Below are 22,283 nucleotides of genomic sequence, written 5' to 3' on the forward strand. Positions count from 1 at the left end.
CGGTTTTTGTTGACCATTACAATGATTGCCGCCATAGTGCGAGCCTATCATGGCAGCCGTACCGCCTATTTTTTTCTGCTCGCCGTTGCCGCTCCCTTTGTACTGGGACTCATCGCGATACAGACCGAAAGCATGGATTCCTACACCCTGTACGTCGAACACCTTGGCCTGGTTTCAGTATCGATAGAAGCCATGCTGCTGGCGCTGGTGATGACATATCAGATTACCCGGCTTTACCATGACAAGGAACGTGCGGTAGAACGCATGGAGCAAAGCATACGCGACTCGCGCACCGATAGCATGACCGGACTGCCCAACCGTATGGCGCTGACGCAGGCGCTGGAAAACCTGCCCCAACAGGGTAGCCTGACCTTCATAGACATCGACGGTCTCAAGTACTGCAACGATAACTTCGGGCACGCGCGCGGCGACGAGTTGCTATGCACCTTCGCCCGGGGCCTGGGCGTACATCTGGGCTCCGGAGCACAGGCGCATCGTCTGGGCGGCGATGAATTCGCCATCACCTGCGAACAGGGCAATGTGCAATGGATAGAACAGGCTCTGTTAAAAACAATCGATGACATGCACGCCGAAGGATTCGAGTTTGCCGGCGCCAGTTCCGGTTCGGCGCATGTCCACGAAACCGAAGACAAGCAAAAGCTACAGCATATCGCCGATTGCCGCATGTATGAAAACAAACGCAGCAACAAGCGCAGGCGCAAGGAAGATCAGCTTTACAGCGCGATGATTTCGTAATTGTTCCGTACATTACTATTCAAAAATCCGTAATTATTCAGCTACCGGCGTCGGTGCTGGGGTAAGGCGGGCGAGACACGCCGTTAGTCCGTCCGTGGAGGTTCGACTATGGCATCCCTGCCATAGACGGTCTCGCCAGCCTTACCCCAGCACCTTTGAATAACGGCACATTCGGTGATACTGAATAGCGCTACAAAAATCCTTACTGAAAAATACAGCAGTTTTAACTTACCCAAGACAAGGACAAGTTATGCAACGTGTACCTGGTTTGCTCTGGCCGCTTGTATTGTCTGTCGCGCTGTTGCCGGTCGCATCGTGGTTCGCCTACCCCGAAACCCACCTACCGCCCGGCTTCGGTGTTTTTCCGCCGCTGTTCGTGGCGGACCCTCCCGGTTTCAAGCCGGTTATATTCGTAGTGTTGGCGCTGATTGAAACCGCAATAGTTCTCTTGCTGCTGTTCCCGCAATGCTTCGGTTTCATTATGACAGCCTCGCCACCGCGAGCTGACCCGGCGCGGTTCCCGGTTTGGTTCCGGCCAGGCGCGGCGCTGACGCTGTTTTTCTGGTGGCTGATGTGGATACGGGTAACACCATTCGACAGCCTCGCGTATTACGCGTTTACGCCTTTATGGTGGGGGTTTATCCTGACCCTGGACGGACTGGTCTATCGGCGTAGCGGCGGTTACTCGCTGCTGGCGTCGCGTCCCGGAACCTTGCTGACCAGCGCAGCGGTGTCGCTGGCCGGATGGTGCTATTTCGAGTATCTCAACTATTTCGCGCTGGGCAACTGGTACTATCCCAACAGCACGATGCCGGAACTCAGCCACGGCGCCGTGGTACTGATCTATCTGTTCGCCTACACCACTGTCTGGCCCGCGGTTTTCGAATGGTATACCCTGCTCAACACCTTTCCCTCCCTGGTCTGCCGTTACAGCTGTGGCCCCCGGATAGCCCTGCCCGGCGGATTGCTGTTGTGGGGCGGTTTTTTCCTGCTGTTTGCCATGGTGTTTTTTCCTTACCCGCTGTTCTGGACAGTATGGATCGGGCCTCTGGCGATCTTCTCCGGGCAATTGCTCAGGAAAGGCATATGGAACCCGTTCACCGCGCTGGCGCAAGGCAACTGGAGCCCAGCCTTGTTGATGGCGCTCAGCGCCCTGTTCAATGGCTTTTTCTGGGAACTATGGAACTGGGGCAGCGCTTATCCGGCGCAACCGGTCGCCAACCCCAATTACTGGATGTACGCCATTCCCTACGTAAACGCCATTCACATTTTCGCCGAGATGCCGCTATTGGGATACATGGGCTACATGCCGTTCGGCATTCTGGCCTGGGCGCTGTTTATCTGGCTGGGCGCATTGTTCGGTTTTGACGCCGCGCTGCTCAAGGATGACGCTGACCGTCGCTGAAGATTTCCCCGCAGGGGCGAATCATTATTCGCCCCTGTCCCGGTTTTTCAGCCAGCGCCTTCCCTTTCCGGAAAGCCGGTAACGCTGCGTCGGGCTGCGCGGGACGTTTGGCTGGGTACGCTCGATCCAACCGCCTTGCAGCGCCGGTGAATGTTGAAACAGTATTGCTTGGCCTGCTCGCGACCAATGGCCGCATCTTTGCTGGATTTTTTAGCTTCGATAACAGCAAGGGGTTTGCCGTTTTTACCTAGCAGTACATAGTCACTGAACAGGTGGCCTTCATAGGCTGTGCGCGGTTCGGAAATGCCGTCAGGAAGCGGTATTTGAATATCGTACTCCTCCGCGACTTGCGTAGGATCTTTGACGTTCCAGCCGGACTTTTCAAGCAGTTTCTCAATCAGTTCTACCCGGGTTTGAGCCTCGGATTTCGCCATGAGTCAACTTCCCCTGTATTATTCAGGAGCGATTAATTATTCGCCCCTGCCAAAAAAAGCCGACAGCAACAAACCGACATCCGCCATGCCCTGCTCCAGATTGGCATGAATTTCCGGCATGGTAATCTCTGCATCGGTGATGCCCGCCGCCCAGTTGGCGACCACGGCGACACAGGCGTAAGCAATACCGGCTTCGCGCGCCAGGGCCGCCTCCGGCATGCCGGTCATGCCCACCAGCGTGCAGCCGTCTCTCGCCATGCGCGCAATTTCAGCGGGCGTTTCAAGGCGCGGACCCTGGGTACAGCCGTAGACGCCGCCGTCGCTCATGCTCAACCCGGCGGATGCTCCGGCCTGCAACAGGGCGGTGCGTAGCGATGAAGTGTAAGGTTCGGTGAAATCGATATGCGTAACCTGATCCTGCGTCCCGTCGGAAAAGGTGTGTTCGCGGCCATAGCTGTAATCTATAAGCTGATCGGGGAGTACGATAGCCGCCGGAGCGGCGAGCTCATCAATGCCGCCGACGGCCGCTACCGCGATAATATGGGTAACCCCCGCCTGTTTAAGCGCGTGGATATTGGCCCGGTAGTTGATGCGATGCGGCGGGATGGTGTGACGATCACCGTGGCGGGCCAGGAATACCATACGATGCCCGGCCAGCGCGCCTACAGTCAGATCGGCCGAGGGACTGCCGTACGGAGTTGTCATTGCCTCGCGGCGTTCCACGGCTACGCCGGACAGCCGGCTCAGGCCGGTGCCGCCGATTACGGCATATTTTTCTTTTTCAGTCATATGGATAACTATTCCTTACAGGCATAAATTCCCGGCGCATTGCGCAGCGCATTTTTATAATCCAGCCCATAACCGAATAAATAGCGGTTGTCGGTTTCCAGACCGACAAAATCGGCTGTAACGGGTTTGTCCCGGCCTATTTTCTTTTCGATCAGCGTCGCTGTTTTTACCTGCCGCGCGCCTTCCCGTTCGCAAAATTCGACAATATGGGCCAGAGTAATACCTTCGTCCAGGATATCGTCCAGCAGCAAAACGGTACGATCTCTCAGCTCAATCTCGGGAGTTTTCAACCAGACCACTTCGCCACCTTCGGTATTGCCGCGATAGCGCGTCGCCTGTATCGAGTCTATTTCCAGCGCAAAATCCAGTTGCGACAGCAACTTCCCGGCAAAGATAATACCGCCGTTCAGCACGGTTAAAACCAGAGGATAGGAACCGGCAAGCTGTCCGGTAATTTCCGCAGCCAGACGGCTTATGGCCTGCTCGACAACAGGCGCTGGATAAAGCAGGTCCGCTGCCTTCCTGACCTGCCGGTATTCCTCCAAACTAATCATTCCCGCTGTTCTCCTGCAATCCGATGATCATCTCAACGGCTTTGCGATGTTTTTCAGACTGCAAAAGCGCCTGCCAGCGCAAGACCTGCGACGTTGCGCGCATGCGCTCCAGTCGATATCCCAATGCGGGCGGCGGACGCTTTTCCAGGCTTTCCAGCACGGCAACGGTTGCTTCCGGATGATTGCAAACCAGCACCATATCGCAACCGGCTTGCAAGGCGGCGGCGGCGCGCTGCACATAACCGCCCATCATCGCGGCCCCTTCCATGGAAAGATCGTCGCTGAACACACAGCCATCGAAACCGAGCTTGCCACGCAATACCGTATCGATCCAATACGGCGAAAATCCGGCAGGCAGCGTATCCACGGCGGAATATACGACATGCGCGGGCATGACGCCTTCCAACCCGTGCCGGATGAGTAATTGGAACGGAAGCAAATCCTTCTGCTCCAATGCGGCGTACTCGCGCGTATCGACGGGCAAGGTCAGATGCGAATCCAGCGCGACGGCGCCGTGACCGGGAAAATGTTTGCCGACGGCGGCCATGCCCGCTGACTTCATTCCGCGCGCGAACGCCCAGGCATCCTGTCCGGCTTCGTCCGCATCACGGGAAAAGGAACGGTCTCCGATAATTGCGCTGATGCCGCAATCGACATCCAGAACCGGGGCGAAACTGAAGTCTATACCAACGGCGCGCAGCTCGGCAGCCATCAACCATCCAGCCGTCTCCAGCGCGAAAGCCAGCGCTTCGGCAGCGTCGCCCAAGCGCCGGCGAAACCCGGCTGCAGGCGGAAGGCGCGTAAATCCAGTGCGAAAGCGCTGCACCCGCCCGCCTTCATGATCCACCGCAATCAACAAATCGGGGCGTATGCTGCGTATGGATTTAACCAGCTCGCCTATCTGTTCGGGCGATTCGAAGTTGCGCGTAAAAAAAATGATGCCTCCGGCTGCCGGGTGCAGCAATTGCTCGGCCTCCTCTGGCAACAGTACCGTACCACGCAGGTCAAACATAACCGGACCCAGCGGTTTAGAAAACTTAGCGTTCATCAATGCCCTTCCTTTTTTTCAGCGGCGAGCCTTTGCTCCATCGCAGCCAGCTGTTCCGGCGTTGCTTCGCGCTGATAAAGCGCTTTCCATTCGGCGTACGGCATACCGTATACGATTTCCTGGGCGGCGGCGTAACCCAACGGTTCGCCCCTTTCGTCGGAGGCCGCACTATACCATTTGGCCAGACAGTTACGGCAAAAGCCGGCAAGTATCATCAGATCGATATTCTGGACTTCGGTATGTGATTGCAAGTGCTCAAGCAAAGCGCGGAAAGAGGCGGCTTCTATTTCTGTGGTGTTTTTATTTATCATTATTTACATCGATATGGGTTTTACATGGATCGGCAGGGTACAGCGGCGCTTTCCCATCATGCTAAAATGACGCCAACGAAGGCCGCATGGTGTGTCCTGTCCGGGTGGTTCAACAAAATGAAATTACTATTCGATTTTTTTCCTATCGCGCTGTTCTTCATCGCATACAAACTTTACGATATTTACGCAGCGACCATGGTAGCCATTAGCGCTTGCGCGATACAGGTCGCCTATTCATGGTTGCGGCACAGAAAAGTTGCGCCGATGTATCTGGTTTCACTGGTTATCGTCTCTGTTTTTGGCGGGCTGACGCTCTACCTGCAGGACGAGCTTTTTATCAAATGGAAACCGACCGTCATCAATGCCTTGTTCGCCGTGGTATTTCTTGGCAGCCACTGGGTAGGCGAAAAAACCATGATAGAACGCATGATCGGGGGCAATATATCCTTGCCGGCGCAGATATGGAAGCGTCTGAACCTTAGCTGGGTACTGTTTTTTGTTACGATCAGCGTCGTTAATGTTATCGTAGTCTATAATTTCGACACCAGTACCTGGGTCAACTTCAAGCTGTTTGGCATGCTGGGCCTGACTCTGGTTTTTGTATTGCTGCAATCGGTTTATCTGGCGCGCTATCGGATAAATGAAGAAGCGGAAACCGAATAGGGAGCGCGCAAGTTGTTGTACGCCATTATTTCAGAAGACGTGCAGGACAGTCTGGCATTGAGAACAGCGGCGCGTCCCGCCCATCTAGCCAGACTGCAGGATCTGCAAAATAAGGGACGTCTGCTGCTGGCCGGACCTCACCCCGCAATCGACAGCTCCGATCCGGGTGAGGCCGGCTTTAGCGGCAGCCTGGTGATCGCCGAATTTGCAGATCTGGAGCAGGCGCAGGCCTGGGCCGATACAGACCCTTACCGCGAAGCCGGCGTATACCGCTCGGTAATGGTAAAACCGTTCAAACAGGTATTTCCGCAATGACAACACGTGTTGATAAAATAAAACAGTTGCTTCAACAACATTTGCAACCGGCATTTCTGGATATTCAGGATGACAGCGCCCGGCATGCAGGACATGCCGGCGTCCGCGAAGCTGGAGGCGGACATTTTTATGCGACTATTGTTTCATCTGCCTTTGAAGGCAGTAACGCCGTTCAGCGACACCGTAACGTCTATCAAATACTCGCCGAGATGATGCCTGCGGAAATTCATGCCTTGAGTATCAAGGCTTATACACCTTCGGAATATAAACAACAGGAACTGTAAATCAATGAAAAATATGTATACCGCCGTTTCAGTCATATCCACCGCGGTACTGCTAAGCGCATGCAACCCCTCCGCTGAACAGGCGAAAACGACGGCAACCAGCGCTTCAGCGCAGGTTTCGCCTGATAATATTGCCGCCAAAGTAAACAATGTCATCATCACCCGCGACGCCGTTGCCGCAATGAAAGCCGATATTGCACAGCGCCGCCACGGAAACGTCAACGAAATTCCGGATGATAAAATCGCCGAAGAACTGGTTTCGCGCGAGCTGCTCAAGCAGGAAGCGGAAAAAAACGGCTTACTCAAAGATCCCAAACTGGCTGCTGAAGTTGATAACGCAACGCGTATCGCGCTCTCGCAAATCGACGCCCAGAACTTCGTTAAAAATGTAGTCATCAGTGATGATGAGGCGAAACAGGAGTACACGCAGCGTATCCAGGCTACTCAAACCAGGGAATACAAGGCACGTCACATCCTCGTCGCCAGTGAAGCCGATGCCAAGAGCATTATTGAAAAACTCGAAAAAGGCGCCAAGTTCGACGAACTGGCGAAGAAGCTTTCCAAGGATCCAGGCAGCAAAACAAACGGAGGAGATTTGGGCTGGTTCGGCCCGCAGCAGATGGTGCCGGCTTTTTCCGAAGCGGTTGTGGCGCTGGCTGATGGCGCCACCACCAAACAGCCGGTACAAACCCAGTTCGGATGGCATGTTATCCAGCGTGAAGCTTCCAGGGAACAGGAGCCTGCGCCGTTCGATCAGGTCAAGGATCAGTTGAAAAACATGATGCAGGCTCAAAAACTGCAGCAGCACCTTGCCGAATTGCGCAAGGCCGCAACCGTGGAAATCAGGCTTGCGCCCAAAGCTCAGGAAGTTACGCCGGCCGCTATCAGCGAACCTGCAGCGCCTCCCGCAGATGCGAAGCAAGCAGCGCCTGCAACGGGAAAGTAGATATTTGCCGCTCCCCTCTCCGTTTGCAAATTTGAGGCGAGGGGTAACGGCGCGCAAACGAACAGGTAATTCATTCACGGAGGCAAATGTCGTTAGCGAAATAATCGCCCCAAGCCCCGCCGGAGAAACAGTTACTCGTCATTCCGGCAGGGAGTGCCGGAATGCAGACTCCATGGATGAGGTTCGGAATAAGCTGAAGACATTGTCACTTTGATGAATATGGAGGGACAGCCTGCACCCTCAATCCCGGCTATTTTTGCCCGTGTCGCGGCAACGCCAGACGCGCCCGTGAAAACAGGGACTGCGTTTTCGCGCGGCTAATCTGTGCCGTCTTCACTGTTTGCGTACATAACACCACCAACGCATGGCTCATTACCGGCAGATAGGACGCTTCCTGCCCTTCAGCATGTCGATGCGCGACCCTTTGCACTTCGAATGAATTATGTAGATTGCCGGTATCTATCGCCTTGACCCACTGACATCCGTCAGTGTGTGCCGGCAACGGAAAACTCACTTCGAATGGACAGGGATTAAACAACAGGCACAGCGGCTCATGTTCATGACCAAATGTGTGGATATGACATCCCAGCGCAGACTCTACCTGCCAGTCGGGCATATTACCAGAGGCGTTAAACCAGCTGATTTCATCAGGATGATAAAACCGGGACAATGAAAGCTGGGGATGCTGCTTTCTGAAGCGAATCAGTTGCTTCACAAATTCGAAGAAAGCATGGCTATGCGACAGAGAATGCCAATCGAACCAGGATATTTCGTTATCCTGGCAATAGGCGTTGTTGTTCCCCTGCTGAGTTCTACCCAATTCATCGCCGCCCAGCAACATCGGGACTCCGCGAGACAGGAATAAAGTGGCCAGCAGGTTTTTTTTCTGGCGCAGGCGCAATGCCATTATAGCCGCATCTTCCGTCGGCCCCTCCACGCCATGATTCGAACTGTAATTGTCGTTGGTGCCGTCGCGGTTGTCCTCTCCGTTCGCCAGATTATGTTTGTGATCATAACTGACCAGATCTTCCAGGGTGAAACCGTCATGACAGGTAATGAAATTAATACTGTTATCCGGTGTTTTCTCGCTATGATTATATAAGTCCGCGCTGCCGCAAAGCCGGGAGGCGAATGCGCCCGCTTTACCGTAATCCCCGCGCCAATAGCAGCGAATATCGTCGCGGAAAGCCCCGTTCCAATCGGACCAGCGTTTTCCCGGAAAACTGCCTACCTGATATGCCCCACCTGCATCCCAAGCCTCCGCAATCAACTTTATCCGGCTCAATATCGGGTCTTCGGCGATTTTTTCCAGTAACGGCGGATTGGAAAGCAAGTGTCCGTGAGCATCCCTGCCCAGTATCGGCGCCAGATCGAACCGAAAACCATCGACGTGCATTTCGATCACCCAATAACGCAGGCAATCCAGTATGAAGTTGCGCACGACCGGGTGATTGCAATTGAAGGTATTCCCGCAACCGGAATAATTGCGGTAAAACTGCCGGTCATCCTCCAACTGATAGTAAATTATATTATCCAGGCCCTTGAAGCTGAGCGTAGGGCCGGTATCGCCCCCCTCAGCCGTATGATTGAAAACCACATCGAGAATGACTTCGATACCGGCTGCGTGCAAGGCCTTGACCATGGATTTGAATTCATTGATCTCGCAGCCGGGATAGGCTCCCGACCCGTAAGCCGGATGCAGAGCAAAAAACCCCACGGTACTGTAACCCCAGTAATTCCGTAATCGCTCACCGGTCAAGGGGTTGCTGTTGATTAATTCGTCGGGGTTGTAGGCTTGAATCGGCAGGAACTCAACCGCATTGACGCCCAGCTCCTGTAAATAGGGTATTTTCTCGATAACGCCGCTGAAAGTACCCGGCTGCCGTACCCCCGATGACCGATGCTGGGTAAACCCTCGCACATGAACTTCATATAGCACCAGCTCCGCCACCGGAATGGCCGGGAAACGATCGCCGCCCCAATCGAAGGGTTCATCGACAAAAATACCTTTGAATACCGGGGTGCAGCTTTGATTACGGCTGACAAGCTGCCTGCTGACGGCTCTGGCATACGGGTCCAGCAGGATGGACGAAGGCTTGAAACGATGCCCTTGTTCGGGCGCGTACGGACCATCCACCTGGAAGGCATAAGCGGTGCCGGGAGCTACATGCTCGAGATGTATATGCCAGATATCCCCGGTCCGATGCCGCTCCGGATCAAGCGGTATGATTTTTGCTGGAAGCGTATCGTCTATGGAAGAGAACAACAGTAAATTAATCGACGTCGCATGCCGGCTGAACAAACTCAGGTTGATGCCGGTATCGACATGGCGGATGCCGTGATGCTGTACGCCATGCGGCAACGGCGCGCCTGAAGCATATTGAATGATAGTGTTCATAGAAAAATACGCATAACTCAAACCCGGATAACATATGCCTTGATTCTATCACTTCAGCCTCTGAGCCGCACCTAACGCTCATATTCAATAACTTTCGATAGTCACAAACGGCTGATTTTCTCCGCTTCCTGACGCAATTGCTCCAGCGATCCCTGTATGTCGGCAAGCTTTTTCCGCTCCTTCTCGATAACCGCAGGCGGTGCTTTTGCAGTGAAACCGGCGTCGTCCAGCTTCCCCTGGATGCGCGGCACGTCTTTTTCCAGGCGTTGAATCTCTTTTTCCAGGCGCGCCAGCTCGGCTTCCCTGTCAATCAAACCTTTCATCGGAATCAATATTCGCAAGTCATCAAGCAGGGAAATAGCCGACTCGGGCGCTGTATCCGCAGCGCCGAGACAATCGATAAATTCGATACGGCCCAGGCGCAGCAAAACTGCGCGACTGGTTTCCAGGCGCGCCTGATCGGCTGTGTTGGCGTTTTGCAGCAATACCGGCAGCAGCTTACCCGGCGCAATATCCATCTCTCCGCGTATGCGCCGCACGCCCAGAATGAAGCCCATGACCCAGCTCATTTCATCGATAGCCGCAGCATCGTGTCTGGCCTCATCGTACTCGGGATAAGGCTGGGTCATGATGGATTCGCCTTTGCTGCCCGCCAGCGGGGCGACGCGCTGCCAGATTTCTTCGGTGATAAAAGGCATGATCGGATGCGCCAGGCGCAGCAAAGTTTCGAGTACATCCACCAGCGTCTTGCGCGTACCGCGCTGCTGTGCTTCGTCACCCGCCTGCAGCGCGATTTTGGCGAGCTCAAGATACCAGTCGCAATAAGCATCCCAGGTAAACTCATACAGCGCCTGCGCGGCCAGATCGAAGCGGTATCCGGCAACCGCGTCGCGCACCTCCTTGACGGTAAGCTGCAAACGGCTCTGTATCCAGCGATCGGCCGGGCTGTAAACGCAAGCGCCTCCGCTCAAGCCGATATCCTGCCCCTCGGTGTTCATCAACACGTAACGCGCCGCATTCCACAGTTTGTTGCAGAAATTGCGGTAACCTTCCACGCGCTTCAGGTCGAAACGGATATCGCGTCCGGTCGAAGCCAGCGAGGCGAAGGTAAAGCGCAATGCGTCGGTGCCGTATGATGCGATGCCGTCAGGAAAATCGCGGCGCGTCTGTTTTTCGATACCCTCGGCCATTTTCGGCTGCATCAGCCCGCTAGTGCGCTTTGCGACCAGATCATCCAATGCAATGCCGTCGATCAGATCAATGGGATCGAGTACATTGCCCTTGGACTTCGACATTTTCTGACCTTCGGCGTCGCGCACCAGTCCGTGTATGTAAATATCGCGAAACGGCACCTCGCCCATGAACTTCAGGCCCATCATAATCATGCGCGCGACCCAGAAGAAAATGATATCGAAACCGGTGACCAATACGCTGGTCGGATAAAACTGCTGCAAACGCGCGCTGTTTTCCGGCCAGCCCAGCGTGGAAAACGGCCACAGCGCCGAAGAAAACCAGGTGTCCAGCACGTCGCTGTCCTGACGCAGCCGGACTTCATCGGCAATGTGATATTGCTCACGCACCGCCGCCTCGGACTCTCCGACATAAACCCGCCCTTCATCGTCATACCAGGCCGGAATCCGATGTCCCCACCAGATCTGGCGGCTGACGCACCAGTCCTGAATATTTTCCAGCCACTGAAAATAGGTATTTTCCCAGTTCTGCGGCACGAAACGGATGTCGCCGTTGCGCACGGCCGCCAGCGCCGGTTCGGTAATCGCCTTGCGTCCGCCGGGGCGCCCGTCCGGTTGCGTATCCCGCGTCAGATCCACGAACCATTGATCGGTCAGCAGCGGCTCCAAAACAGCGCCGCTGCGATCGCCGCGCGGCACCATCAGTTTGTGATCGTCAATTTTTTCCAGCAGCCCCGCACGATCGAGATCGTGAATGATGACATCGCGCGCTTCGTATCGATCCAGGCCGTAGTACTTGGGCGGTATGGATGCGTCGGTGGTGTCGGCCAGTATCGCAGCCGTGGACGACAAAACGTTGATCATCGCCAAACCATGGCGCAGGCCTATCGCATAGTCGTTAAAATCGTGCGCGGGCGTGATCTTGACGCAGCCGGAACCGAATTCGGGATCGACATAATCGTCGCCGATCACCGCTATTTCACGTCCGCTCAACGGCAAGGTCACGGTTTTGCCGATCAAATGCCGGTAACGTTCGTCTTCCGGGTGCACGGCGACCGCGCTGTCGCCGAGCATGGTTTCCGGGCGTGTGGTGGCTACGACCATGTACCCGCTGCCGTCGGTCAACGGATAGCGCAAATGCCATAAATGCCCCTGCTCTTCCTGCGAGACCACTTCCAAATCGGAAACCGCCGTCTGCAGCACCGGATCCCAATTGACCAGACGCTTGCCGCGATAAATCAGGCCTTCGTTATATAAAGTGACAAAAACCGTGCGTACCGCCTGCGACAAGCCCTCATCCATCGTGAAGCGTTCATGCTCCCAGTCCAGCGAGCTGCCCATACGGCGCAACTGGCGCGTGATGCTGCCGCCGGACTGCTGTTTCCATTCCCAGATACGCTCGATAAAGGCGTCGCGCCCCAAATCGTGCCGCGTCTTTCCTTCGGCATTCAACTGGCGCTCGACCACCATCTGCGTCGCGATGCCGGCATGATCGGTACCGGCCTGCCATAAAGTATTATTCCCGGCCATACGGTGATAGCGGGTCAGGATATCCATCAACGTATCCTGAAATGCATGCCCCATATGCAGACTGCCCGTCACATTGGGAGGCGGAATCATGATGCAATAAGGCGTCCCATCGCCTTCCGGCAAAAAATAGCCTTGCTGTTCCCAGTGCCGGTAGAGACGTTGCTCAATTGAATGAGGTGTATAGGTTTTATCCATGATGGGTTTAATAGACGATTTATGGCGGAAAAACACGTAACATATTATTCTATAGCATATACGCCGGAACGCCTATCGAATTCATGCCCATTGAGCCGCCCATGCTTGCCGTGAAACCCTTTTATCTCGCCTTCCTGCTCTTTTGCGCCGGAATCGCCCCAACCTGCATGGCGCACGACTCCCCGCCGGGCTGGCCGGATACCGACAAAAACCGGCTGCTGGCCTTGGCGCTGACTCAGGAAATCAATATCGATGTCCTCGGCAGCCGTAGCGCTACACGCAGTCTAGAGCAATGGTGCGCACGATTCCAACTGGCCGATCCGGCTCGGATAATCGCCAGGCGCATCGCGGCCGATGAAAAACCGGCAACGGTAGAGCAGCGCAGGCAACTGCAAGTACAGGACAATGAACCCGTCCGCTATCGCCATGTGCAACTGCTGTGCGGCGACCATGTGCTTTCGAAGGCGGATAACTGGTATGTTCCTTCGCGGCTGACGCCGGAAATGAATTTTCTGCTGGATACCACGGACTCGCCATTTGGAAAAGTCGTCCAGCCGCTGCAGCCTTACCGCATCACGCTGTCGGTACAGCGCTTCTGGCCACCGTTGTCTGAAAGCCTGCCGCGGCATAAACGCCAAAGCGGCGACCGGCGCCAAGGCAAACGCTTGTCCATCCCGCTCGTTCTATTCGAACATCAGGCACTGCTTTACGATAACCAGCACCGCCCGATTTCGCTGGTAGATGAGTTCTATCAGAGCGCGCTGCTGGATTTTGCACCGCCGGAATAGGAGCCGGCCGGCATGCAGAAAATCAATATCGTCAACCTGTTCAAAAACCTGCCGGAGGCCGGCAAAACCGAGCAGTTTGAAAACCTGCTCAGCGTTTCCGGATGCAGAATCGAGCGCATCGTCTCACAAGGTCAGGCCAGTCCTCCGGGATTCTGGTATCGGCAGGATTGGGATGAATGGGTGCTTTTGCTGTCCGGAAGCGCCGTTTTGACGTTAGAGGATCAGCCGGAACCCACGCCATTGCAGGTTGGCGATTGCCTGCTGATTCCATCTCATCTGCGGCATCGGGTGGAGTCCACGGACAGCCAACAACCGACCGTCTGGCTCGCGGTCCACTTCCCTGCGCCAAGCCGCTAACGCGGACACGCAGTAGCATCGGCCGACTTCATCGCATCCAGATAATGAACGATATTAACAATAACGTCGTTCCGCTGCGCTACGGATAAAGCCAATGGAGGCATGGTCGTTCCGGGGCGTATACGGCCCGGATTTCCAATCCACGCTTGCAAATCCGCATCGCTCCAACGGCAAGCCGCACGCACCAGGTCTTCCTTATACTTTTCGCCGCCTAGGCCATGAATACGGTGACAGGTCAGGCAATATTCCCTGGTTGCCGCATACCCCAGCATCAGCCTGGCGTCCGCGTTATTCGGCAGCAAAACCTGATCATCCGCAGCTTTGCGCAGCTTGATGCGCGTAACCTGATACGGCCACCCATTCCCCCCTTGCCTCAACAACTCTGGCGCGGCGCGATTATCCCAAACAAGATAATAAGGCCCGAGCGCAACGCCCTTTTGATTCTGAGCCGGATTATCAATCTCGAATGCCGCGCCGTCAGCGCGCGCAAATGCCAGATAGGCGCGAAAACGCTGCAAGCGCTCACCCGTTATCGACGAACGATAACCGTCGCGCGCGAAGAACACGACTTCGGTGTCAGGCGCCTTCCAACTCTCGCCAAACCAGCGCGTCAACAACACATCAAGCGGCAAACCGACGTAATTTACGATCACCGGCTGTGCCTCGGTCGACTCATGCGGCTCGATCACGCCGATACTCTGGCGTGCAACATCGGATAAGCTTTCCAGCTGTCCGGGTTCCGGCAACTCAATCGCCGATGCCGCAACGGAAGACAGCGTCGCAGCCGCCGGCAAGATTATCGACAACCAAGCGCGTACAGCAGCCCAAAGCCGAACATTGTCCGCTGAACGACGCACATCTTTTTTAAAGAAGTTAACAGGCATACGATTATTTCTCCGGCTCATTTGACGTGATGTTTGCTTCGCGGAGTCTTCACGGCCAGCGACGCGCAAGCAGACGGTCAATATTTTCCCTGCGAGTTCAGATATTTGCCTAACAGTTTATCAGTTTCGAGTATGTGGTGAGATAGCCACTTCTTCAGGAAATCCATTGTTTCCAGCGTGATGCGGGCTTGTCCGTCATTAAGCTTGTCCTGTAACTCAAGCGCTATAGCGAGCAGACGCTGATGTTCATGAACGTGTCCGGTAGAGCCCGGGAATTCATATTCCGCCATCAAACGTTCTTCGGTGCTGAAATGAAAATCGGTGTAATCGATTACCCGCTCAAGTATCTCGGCCATCACCATTTCATTGTGGTCGATAGAGAGCATGTGGTTATCGGGACTCGCGCCTGTATGCGCGGCCCCATTGACCGCCATACGCCCGACACTCCCGACCATGACATGCATGTCATTGATCAATTGCACCAGTTTTTTATGCTGAGTGTCGATTTCCTCGACGCCCACTGAAAAATTATCGCTCCAGGTAATTAAAGACACTGTGTTGCCCTTTTTTCAAGTCTGATGACAAATTTGCGAAAGCTGACCGCGTGAAGTATATTTCAAACCGGCCCCACGTGTCTTAACCCGGTAGCGTAGCAGGAGGCAGCCCAGAGTGCTTGTGTTTAATCAGATGTATCTCGGCAAACTATGCTCCGGGTTAAAGCATGCCGGCTAAAACCGGCTCTGCACCGCCCCAGGCAAAGGCCTGGACCTTCATAGGCCGCAAGCAGGCTATTCGCGCATTCATTGAGGCGAAAAACCGGCTTACGCGCGAGCATCACCATGCCGTCGTTTTCCACGGCCCCGAGGGCATCGGTAAAAGCGCGCTATGCGAGCGCCTGCGCGAGATTCTTCGGGAAAAGGAAAGCAAAACGACTCACCCCGCTTTTGTCGATTTCTCTGCTCCCCTTAACCGCATGGCAGACCGCGCACTACTGCAATTAAGAGCGACATTCAATCGTAGCGGCAAGATCAGGTTTCCCTGTTTTGATATCGCCCTGGCGCTGTATTGGCATAAAGTCTATCCACACGCAGACCTGCGCAATCTACTGCACGAAACCGTAGAGGAAAGCGAAAATACTTTTAACGATAAAACCCATACGCCCAAAGCCCTCCAGGACGGTTTGGGTTTCGGAGAAAAGTGGCTCGACAATCTGCGCTGTAGACCAGCCGAACCCTGGGTTGAGCGCAGCATAGAAGTATTGCGCGGCGTAGAACGGCTGGCTCCCCAGCAACTTTATGAAAGCCTCCCGTATTACTTCAGCGCAGATATTGCGCAATGTTTAGGCGAGAATCAAGACAAAAGTTTAGTCATTTTTCTTGACGCCTATGAGACGCTACTGGAGGTTTTACCCGATGACGGCGGCAACAGCGCCTATGAAGCGGATAGCTGGGTACGCCGGCTGCTGGAAGCGACTCCGGGCGTATTATTCGTTTTTTTCTCCCGGCGCGAGCTCCACTGGAAACCCGGAGAATCGGACGGCTGTCACGATTATCCGGATAATCAATATCTACAATATCTATTGGAACCATTGACGGATACTGATGCCGAGGCATTGCTGGCCTCCATGTCCATTGTAGACAAAAGCATCAGCAAAGCCGCTATCCGGGCAAGCGAAGCTTACCCGCTTTATCTGAAACTGCAGGCCGAATATTATTTCGCATTACGCGCCAGCAATAAAACACCGCAACACGAAGATTTCAACCATTCGCAAGAGAATCTGATCCAGCGACTGATGCCTTACCGCAGGTGCGGCGAAAGAGAAACGCTGCTGGCGCTGTCTATGGCGTGCGCCTTCGACCGGACGCTGTTTACCGAGATTATCCAGGTCTACGATACCGGCTTTCCACCGGCAGCTTTCCGCGACTTTGTGACAACTCCGCTCTTTCGACTATCCTCCGATCAACGCTACCGCATACACGAACCGTTACGAACGCAACTACAGGAAGAACTGCCTCCAGAGCGGCGCAACGCCATCCGTGACTATTTGTTTCAGCGTTTCGACGCGCTTTGCCAAGCACCGAGCCTAAAAGAGCTGAAACCTGAGCACGAAGAGGCTTTCGACGAAGCCTTCCATTACTGCGATGCCGAGTCCATTAAGGACGGACGAATGCTGGACTGGCTGGAAGCCCGCCTGGATATTTTTGAACAGGCCGCTCGCTACGACTTCGTCCAGCCATACCGGCTTTGGGCGGCAAAATTTGCCGAAAAATGCCTGCGCGAAGACAACAAATTAAAACTGGCGTCCACGCTGAACAATCTGGCCATGCTCCATGATGCGCAAGGCCAATACGATCAAGCCGAACCACTGTTTCAGCGCACGCTGTCCTTATTGAACGAAACCCAAGGGCCTGAACATCCCAATATAGCCATTACACTGAACAATATGGCCATGCTCCATGAGTCGAAGGGTCAGCATGATGCCGCGGAACCCCTCTACCAGCGTGCATTGGCAATCCAGGAAAAGTCGCTGGGACCGGACCATGCGAGCGTGGCCGGCACGCTGGACCATCTGGCCAGATTACATGAGGCGCAAGGACATCACGAGGCTGCGGAACCGCTCTATCGCCGCGCACTGGGCATCAAAAAGAAAGTACTGGGGCCGGACCACCCTAGCGTGGCCACAAGCCTCAATCAATTGGCCAGAATCTACGATGCGCAAGATCAGTACCGTTCAGCGGAACCGCTTTATCGCCGCGCATTGGCTATCTATGAAAAAACGCTCGGGGCGGAAGATCCGCACGTCGCGACAAACCTGATTTTTTTAGCTCGGCTGCATCATGCTCAAGGTGAATACACATTGGCGGAGCCGCTCTACCACCGCGCGTTGGGCATATGGGAAAAAACCCTGGGGCCGAATCACCCCAATACCGCCACCTGCCTGTCTCAACTGGCCAAGCTTCATTTCGACAACAGGCAGTTCAAGAAAGCGGAAGAAAGCTATCTCCGCGCCCTGGCAATCAATGAAAAAACCCTAAGCGAGGAACATCCTGCCATCGCGGCCAGCTTGACCAGTCTGGCCAGAACTTATGAAGCGCAAGGTCAATATGATCAAGCGATTACACTCCTTCGCCGCGCGCTGACGATCAAGGAAAAAAAACTGGGGCCGGAACACCCTGATATTGCCATAGACTTGCACCACTTGGCCAGACTATATCATGTGTTGGGGCAATACGATCAGGCTGCGCAGCTTTATCAGCGCGCCCTGGCGATAATGGAAAGAGTAAAGGGACCGGAGCATCCCGTAATCGGAAAAATTTTGACCCATCTGGCGATGGCCCATGAAGCCCAGGGTCAACACCAGCAGGCCGCCCCGCTTTTTCAACGCGCGCGCGCCATAGCGGAAAAAGCAACATCGGACGAAAATACATCGACACCTGAAGAGCAGGAAGGCCGGCAGAACGATGTCGCTGAATACGTGCCGACCACTACCGAGCAGAGCCTCGTTCAACCTGAGACACCCCGGAGCCGGGAACCCGGCGCTTCCGATGCATCTGATCCCGGCAAAGATAAGCGGGCAGATCGCAAAGACATTACCGACAGGCACGGTGGAACGATAACGGCGTCTCACTCCGGCGGCGCCCGCAAGATCATCTCACCGAAACCCGACCGGATTGACTTTAGAGATTATCGTCACGAGGAGCAAATTCGTTTGAGCGGGAATCCGCCGGGTGAAAACAGCCAAAAGGCTCCAGAGACGGATAACAGGATAATACAGGCTGAAAAAGCGCCGGACATATCAACCCCTTTATCTTTATCGCCAACGGCGAGCGTCCCCCCTGCTTCCGCTCCTCGCAGCGCCCTGCCGCCACCCATAATACAACACAGCCAAGCTGTGGGGGCGCGAAGCATGTTGCGCGAACCACCGAGCCCTGCAGAAAAGGCGCTGAATGCAACGGCATTGCCGCCTGAACCGGAGCCCGACCAACGCGATGAGAAACCGGGCGGTTCCGAAAAAGCGGCTTTGTCCCTCCAATCCAAGCCAAATGTAGAACCGGATAAATCTTGCTCCCAGCTTCCGGCTATAGATACGCGCAGGGAGGAGCCCCAAAATAACGGCGTGCCGCTTTATCAACGCGCCATTGATTTTTTTAAAAAAATATGGGGAACAGAAGAGGCGGAGCCGGATATCCTCAAGGCCGGAAACCCATTCGCTTCGGGTCACGGCGGCCCCCGTTCAAGCGATCGGGGGGAAAACATATGGAAAAACAGGAATGACATTCCAAATCGGCATGCTACACCCCTTGAGTTTGTCCAGAGCGATTCAAGCTCTCGGGAAAAAACGTTGGAACCTGAATACCCTGAGATCAAGGAACTGCTGAATGAGCTGGCAAAACTGATAAACGAACTGGGAAAAATGTACGAAACGCAAGGGCAACATGCTGCGGCAGCCCCGCTTTTTCAACGCGCGCGCGAGATAGAGGAAAAGGCGAGGAAATCGAAATCGCCCGAGAAATCGTCCATCATCGAAGCGCAAGAAAAGCAGGCTGACGGCTCGTCTCAACGCATGCCGGCTACGGCCGGCGAAAGTCGCGTCACCATGGAGGAAAGCCCGCGCAGGGAACCCGCTCCCGCCACGAATACAATTCAAAAAGCTGCCAACCCGGAAAAAGACAACACAGGTATCGTCAGACACAACGAAACCACACAGAACTCCCGCCCGGGCTCGTTCAGCAAGCGACGCCCAACCAAAACGGCGCATCGGACAAATCCACCCCGGCGCATGGAAAACTCCGAAACGTTCAATAATCCCGCACCGATTGACCAACCGGCGCTAGTTGAACAACGGAAAGAAAGTCCATTTCCGGCCACGAAAACCCGCGTGGAAAACTCTGACGAAAAAAACATGCCGATTTATCAGCGCGCGATGGCATTTTTAAAAAATATGAGAGGGACTGAAATACCTAATCCATCCAGAGGCTGGAAACCATTGGATCGAGGCCATAGCAAGTCCGGCCGGCACATTCAGGAGAAAAACGCGAAGGAAAACAGGAATACAGCCTCTCCGCCTCGTTCACCGCACATGCCTAGCCCGCTGGAAAAAGCATTGGAGCAGGAGCATAACGATATTGCCGAATTACTGCACCGCATGGCAAAAATACATGGCGCACAGAAGCAACACGGCATTGCCGCCCCGTTATATGAGCATGCTTTGACAATCAAGGAAAATATGCTTGGACCGGAACACCCGGAGGTAGCTGAACTGCTGGAGCAACTGGCGCGCGCACATGACGCTCAAGGGCGGCATGAGCAGGCTGCGCCGCTTTACCTCCGCGCATTAGCCATCAAGGAAAAAACACTGGGGGCGGACCATCCCGATATTGTGCCGATACTGGAAAACCTTGCCACGCTGCAGCATGAACAAGGCAACGACGCTGAAGCAATGCAGCTGCATCGCCGTGCGCTAGCCATCAAGGAGCATACACTGGGACCGGAACACCCCGACGTAGCGCAAAGCCTGATCAATATCGCCACGCTTCACGACATCCAGGATCAGTATAAGGAAGCCGAGCTCATCTACCGGCGAGCACTTGACATAGAACAAAAAACGCTGGGAATGGAGCACCCTGATGTAGCCGGATGCATGAATAATCTGGCGCGCCTGCACTATGCTCAAGGCGAATACGACGAAGCTGCCGCACTATACCGGCGCGCCCTGGAAATTGAGGAAAAAGCCTTAGGACCGCAGCATCCCGATGTCGCTCAAAGCCTGAACAATCTGGCCATGCTGCATCACGACAAAAAACAGCTGGACGAAGCGGAGCCGCTTTACCGCCGCGCGCTTGAAATGCTTGAAAGCACATTGGGCGAGGAACACCCTGGGACCGCCACCAGCCTGAATAATCTGGCAAGGCTCTATCACGACCAAGGCCGGTATGAAGACGCCAAACCGCTCTATCGGCGCGCTTTGACTATCTGGGAAAAATCCCTGGGACCACAGCACCCGAATGTCGCGAAAAGTCTGAACAACCTGGCTTCGCTGTATTACACTCAAGGGGAATACGATGAGGCCGAACCGCTATACAGCCGTGCGCTGGCGATCAAGGAAAAAGCGCTGGGACCGCAGCACCCGAATGTCGCAATCAGCCTGAATAACCTGGCAAGGCTTTTTCACGATAAGGATCAATTCTCCAAGGCGGAACCCCTCTATCTCCGCGGACTGGATATATGGGAAAAGACTTTGGGACCCAATCACCCCAATATCGCCAAAAGCCTGAACAGCCTGGCAAGGCTTTATCACGATATAGGCCATTTCGACCGAGCCAAACCGCTCTATTACCGCTCACTGGCGATACGGGAAAGGACACTGGGGCCTGCGCACCCGGATGTTAAATCGATCAAGCATTTGATATCAATGTGCAACGACCGGCTCAAACCCAGGGAACGCGCGCGCATTGCCGTGAACTAGAGCGTTACCGTACAAATCGTGAAGCGAAACACTTACTCCCTCTCCCGCTGGGCATAGGTATCTACACAAGTCGGATAAATTGCGATGATATGTAGTATGCAATCAGATTTTTTAAAGCTTGAACCTCGGCTGAAGAGGCGGTACGAAAACCTGGTCAGCGCGCATGGCAATTGCACGCATGAGCCGGCAGCGGGCATGAAAGCGCTGTTTGCTGGTACGCGCCGTGCTTCGCATGCGCAGGCATTGTGGCGGTTTCCGTCAAATAAACAAGAAACACCCTTGAGTTTGGCGAGGCCGTTGCCGGCGTTGTCTCAGCAAAACGTGGAGACAGAATGCGACGCCCATGCGTTGTGTGTTCACGATGGGTCGCGGATCAACTACAACACGCACACGATAAGGAAGGATCGCAAACAACCGACACACGGCACAGATGTCGGTTATGAATTGCAAAGTACGCTACTGGCGAGTGATCAGAGCGGCGCGCCGCTGGCGGCCCCGGTTCAGAATGGGGTCACCGATGAAGGGGTGTGGCAAACGCGAGTGCCGGATTGACAGGGCGACGGTCAGACGCATCCGGATGAACTGACGGAACGGATCACATGGTTGGAAAACCAGGGATTCAGTCGGCCATTGGTGCATATAATTGACCGGGAAGCGGATCCGGCTGGCCATTGGCGGCAATGGAACCCAGCCGGGCAAAGATGGCGGGTACGGATCAGGGGCGGATCAAAAGTTCACTTTGAAAATCGGGCCCATAGCGTTGCGGAGGCAGCCCGGCAGCTGGTGTTCGAGCAGGTGCGTGAAGTGGATTGCAAAGGTCGGACGGGAGAACAATGGCTGGCCAGTGCCGAAGGGGTTGTCACCCGTCCCGCCCGCCCCAAAGGAAAAGACGCCCAAGGCCAACGGGTAACAGCCATTCCGGGCCACCCTTAGCCGCCCGCTGGGTGGCTGGCCGGATACGGGACCAGGA

19 protein-coding genes are annotated in these 22,283 nt (G+C 54.9%); 10 read left to right on the top strand and 9 right to left on the bottom strand.

Going from position 1 to position 22,283, the window contains the following annotated elements; genetic code table 11:
* Nucleotides 1-6: 6 nt before the first annotated feature.
* On the top strand, nt 7-756 hold the full coding sequence (locus tag F6R98_RS13950; protein WP_228124882.1) for a GGDEF domain-containing protein: 750 nt from the start codon (nt 7-9) through the stop codon (nt 754-756).
* A 250-nt stretch (nt 757-1,006) separates the two neighbouring features.
* A complete protein-coding gene (locus F6R98_RS13955; protein ID WP_153249560.1) occupies nt 1,007-2,161 on the top strand; it encodes a mechanosensitive ion channel protein MscS in 1,155 nt (384 codons plus the stop codon).
* Nucleotides 2,162-2,185: 24 nt separating this feature from the next.
* On the opposite strand, the gene F6R98_RS22830 is transcribed toward F6R98_RS13955, so the two are convergent.
* The 5 genes from F6R98_RS22830 to F6R98_RS13980 form a co-directional block, all read right to left on the bottom strand.
* The gene (locus tag F6R98_RS22830) at nt 2,186-2,368 is read right to left on the bottom strand and encodes a Fic family protein (protein WP_407079315.1); all 183 of its coding nucleotides are present in this window, start codon (nt 2,366-2,368) and stop codon (nt 2,186-2,188) included.
* A gap of 263 nt (nt 2,369-2,631) precedes the next feature.
* Nucleotides 2,632-3,384 (bottom strand): S-methyl-5'-thioinosine phosphorylase, encoded by a 753-nt coding sequence (locus F6R98_RS13965; protein ID WP_153249561.1) that lies wholly within the window; start codon nt 3,382-3,384, stop codon nt 2,632-2,634.
* Nucleotides 3,385-3,392: 8 nt separating this feature from the next.
* Nucleotides 3,393-3,938 carry a hypoxanthine-guanine phosphoribosyltransferase gene (locus F6R98_RS13970; protein WP_153249562.1) on the bottom strand — a complete coding sequence of 182 codons (546 nt, stop codon included), beginning with the start codon at nt 3,936-3,938 and terminating at the stop codon, nt 3,393-3,395.
* Nucleotides 3,931-4,986 (bottom strand): beta-N-acetylhexosaminidase, encoded by a 1,056-nt coding sequence (gene nagZ, locus F6R98_RS13975; RefSeq protein ID WP_228124884.1) that lies wholly within the window; start codon nt 4,984-4,986, stop codon nt 3,931-3,933. Before nagZ ends, F6R98_RS13970 begins: the two co-directional genes overlap by 8 nt.
* Entirely contained in the window at nt 4,986-5,297 is a 312-nt protein-coding gene (locus F6R98_RS13980) for a DUF1244 domain-containing protein (RefSeq protein WP_153249563.1), read from the bottom strand. Before F6R98_RS13980 ends, nagZ begins: the two co-directional genes overlap by 1 nt.
* Nucleotides 5,298-5,414: 117 nt before the next feature.
* Here F6R98_RS13980 and F6R98_RS13985 point away from each other — a divergent pair, with 117 nt between their 5' ends.
* The 4 genes from F6R98_RS13985 to F6R98_RS14000 are packed head-to-tail and all read left to right on the top strand — an operon-like array spanning nt 5,415 to nt 7,505.
* Complete coding sequence (locus tag F6R98_RS13985; RefSeq protein WP_153249564.1) at nt 5,415-5,960, top strand: septation protein A; 546 nt, start codon at nt 5,415-5,417, stop codon at nt 5,958-5,960.
* Nucleotides 5,961-5,972: 12 nt separating this feature from the next.
* Nucleotides 5,973-6,275, top strand: coding sequence for a YciI family protein (locus tag F6R98_RS13990; RefSeq protein WP_153249565.1), 303 nt, complete (start codon nt 5,973-5,975; stop codon nt 6,273-6,275).
* Nucleotides 6,272-6,559 carry a BolA family protein gene (locus F6R98_RS13995; RefSeq protein WP_153249566.1) on the top strand — a complete coding sequence of 96 codons (288 nt, stop codon included), beginning with the start codon at nt 6,272-6,274 and terminating at the stop codon, nt 6,557-6,559. Before F6R98_RS13990 ends, F6R98_RS13995 begins: the two co-directional genes overlap by 4 nt.
* Before the next feature lie 4 nt (nt 6,560-6,563).
* Complete coding sequence (locus F6R98_RS14000; RefSeq protein WP_153249567.1) at nt 6,564-7,505, top strand: peptidylprolyl isomerase; 942 nt, start codon at nt 6,564-6,566, stop codon at nt 7,503-7,505.
* 250 nt (nt 7,506-7,755) lie between these two features.
* Here F6R98_RS14000 and glgX read toward each other — a convergent pair whose 3' ends face one another.
* Nucleotides 7,756-9,903, bottom strand: coding sequence for a glycogen debranching protein GlgX (gene glgX / locus F6R98_RS14005; RefSeq protein WP_153249568.1), 2,148 nt, complete (start codon nt 9,901-9,903; stop codon nt 7,756-7,758).
* Between the two features lie 101 nt (nt 9,904-10,004).
* The gene (locus F6R98_RS14010) at nt 10,005-12,818 is read right to left on the bottom strand and encodes a valine--tRNA ligase (protein WP_153249569.1); all 2,814 of its coding nucleotides are present in this window, start codon (nt 12,816-12,818) and stop codon (nt 10,005-10,007) included.
* Nucleotides 12,819-12,901: 83 nt separating this feature from the next.
* Between F6R98_RS14010 and F6R98_RS14015 the strand changes: the two genes are divergently transcribed.
* Nucleotides 12,902-13,606, top strand: a complete 705-nt coding sequence (locus F6R98_RS14015; RefSeq protein WP_153249570.1) for a hypothetical protein — start codon at nt 12,902-12,904, stop codon at nt 13,604-13,606.
* A 12-nt stretch (nt 13,607-13,618) separates the two neighbouring features.
* A complete protein-coding gene (locus F6R98_RS14020) occupies nt 13,619-13,963 on the top strand; it encodes a cupin domain-containing protein (RefSeq protein WP_153249571.1) in 345 nt (114 codons plus the stop codon).
* On the opposite strand, the gene F6R98_RS14025 is transcribed toward F6R98_RS14020, so the two are convergent.
* Nucleotides 13,960-14,847 (bottom strand): cytochrome c family protein, encoded by an 888-nt coding sequence (locus F6R98_RS14025; RefSeq protein ID WP_153249572.1) that lies wholly within the window; start codon nt 14,845-14,847, stop codon nt 13,960-13,962. The genes F6R98_RS14020 and F6R98_RS14025 overlap by 4 nt on opposite strands.
* Nucleotides 14,848-14,924: 77 nt before the next feature.
* The gene (locus F6R98_RS14030) at nt 14,925-15,401 is read right to left on the bottom strand and encodes a bacteriohemerythrin (RefSeq protein ID WP_153249573.1); all 477 of its coding nucleotides are present in this window, start codon (nt 15,399-15,401) and stop codon (nt 14,925-14,927) included.
* A 167-nt stretch (nt 15,402-15,568) separates the two neighbouring features.
* Here F6R98_RS14030 and F6R98_RS14035 point away from each other — a divergent pair, with 167 nt between their 5' ends.
* The gene (locus F6R98_RS14035) at nt 15,569-21,313 is read left to right on the top strand and encodes a tetratricopeptide repeat protein (RefSeq protein ID WP_153249574.1); all 5,745 of its coding nucleotides are present in this window, start codon (nt 15,569-15,571) and stop codon (nt 21,311-21,313) included.
* A 195-nt stretch (nt 21,314-21,508) separates the two neighbouring features.
* Entirely contained in the window at nt 21,509-21,865 is a 357-nt protein-coding gene (locus tag F6R98_RS14040; RefSeq protein ID WP_153248895.1) for a hypothetical protein, read from the top strand.
* The last annotated feature ends 418 nt before the right edge of the window (nt 21,866-22,283 follow it).

It is taken from the genome of Candidatus Methylospira mobilis, from assembly GCF_009498235.1.
Taxonomy (GTDB): domain Bacteria; phylum Pseudomonadota; class Gammaproteobacteria; order Methylococcales; family Methylococcaceae; genus Methylospira; species Methylospira mobilis.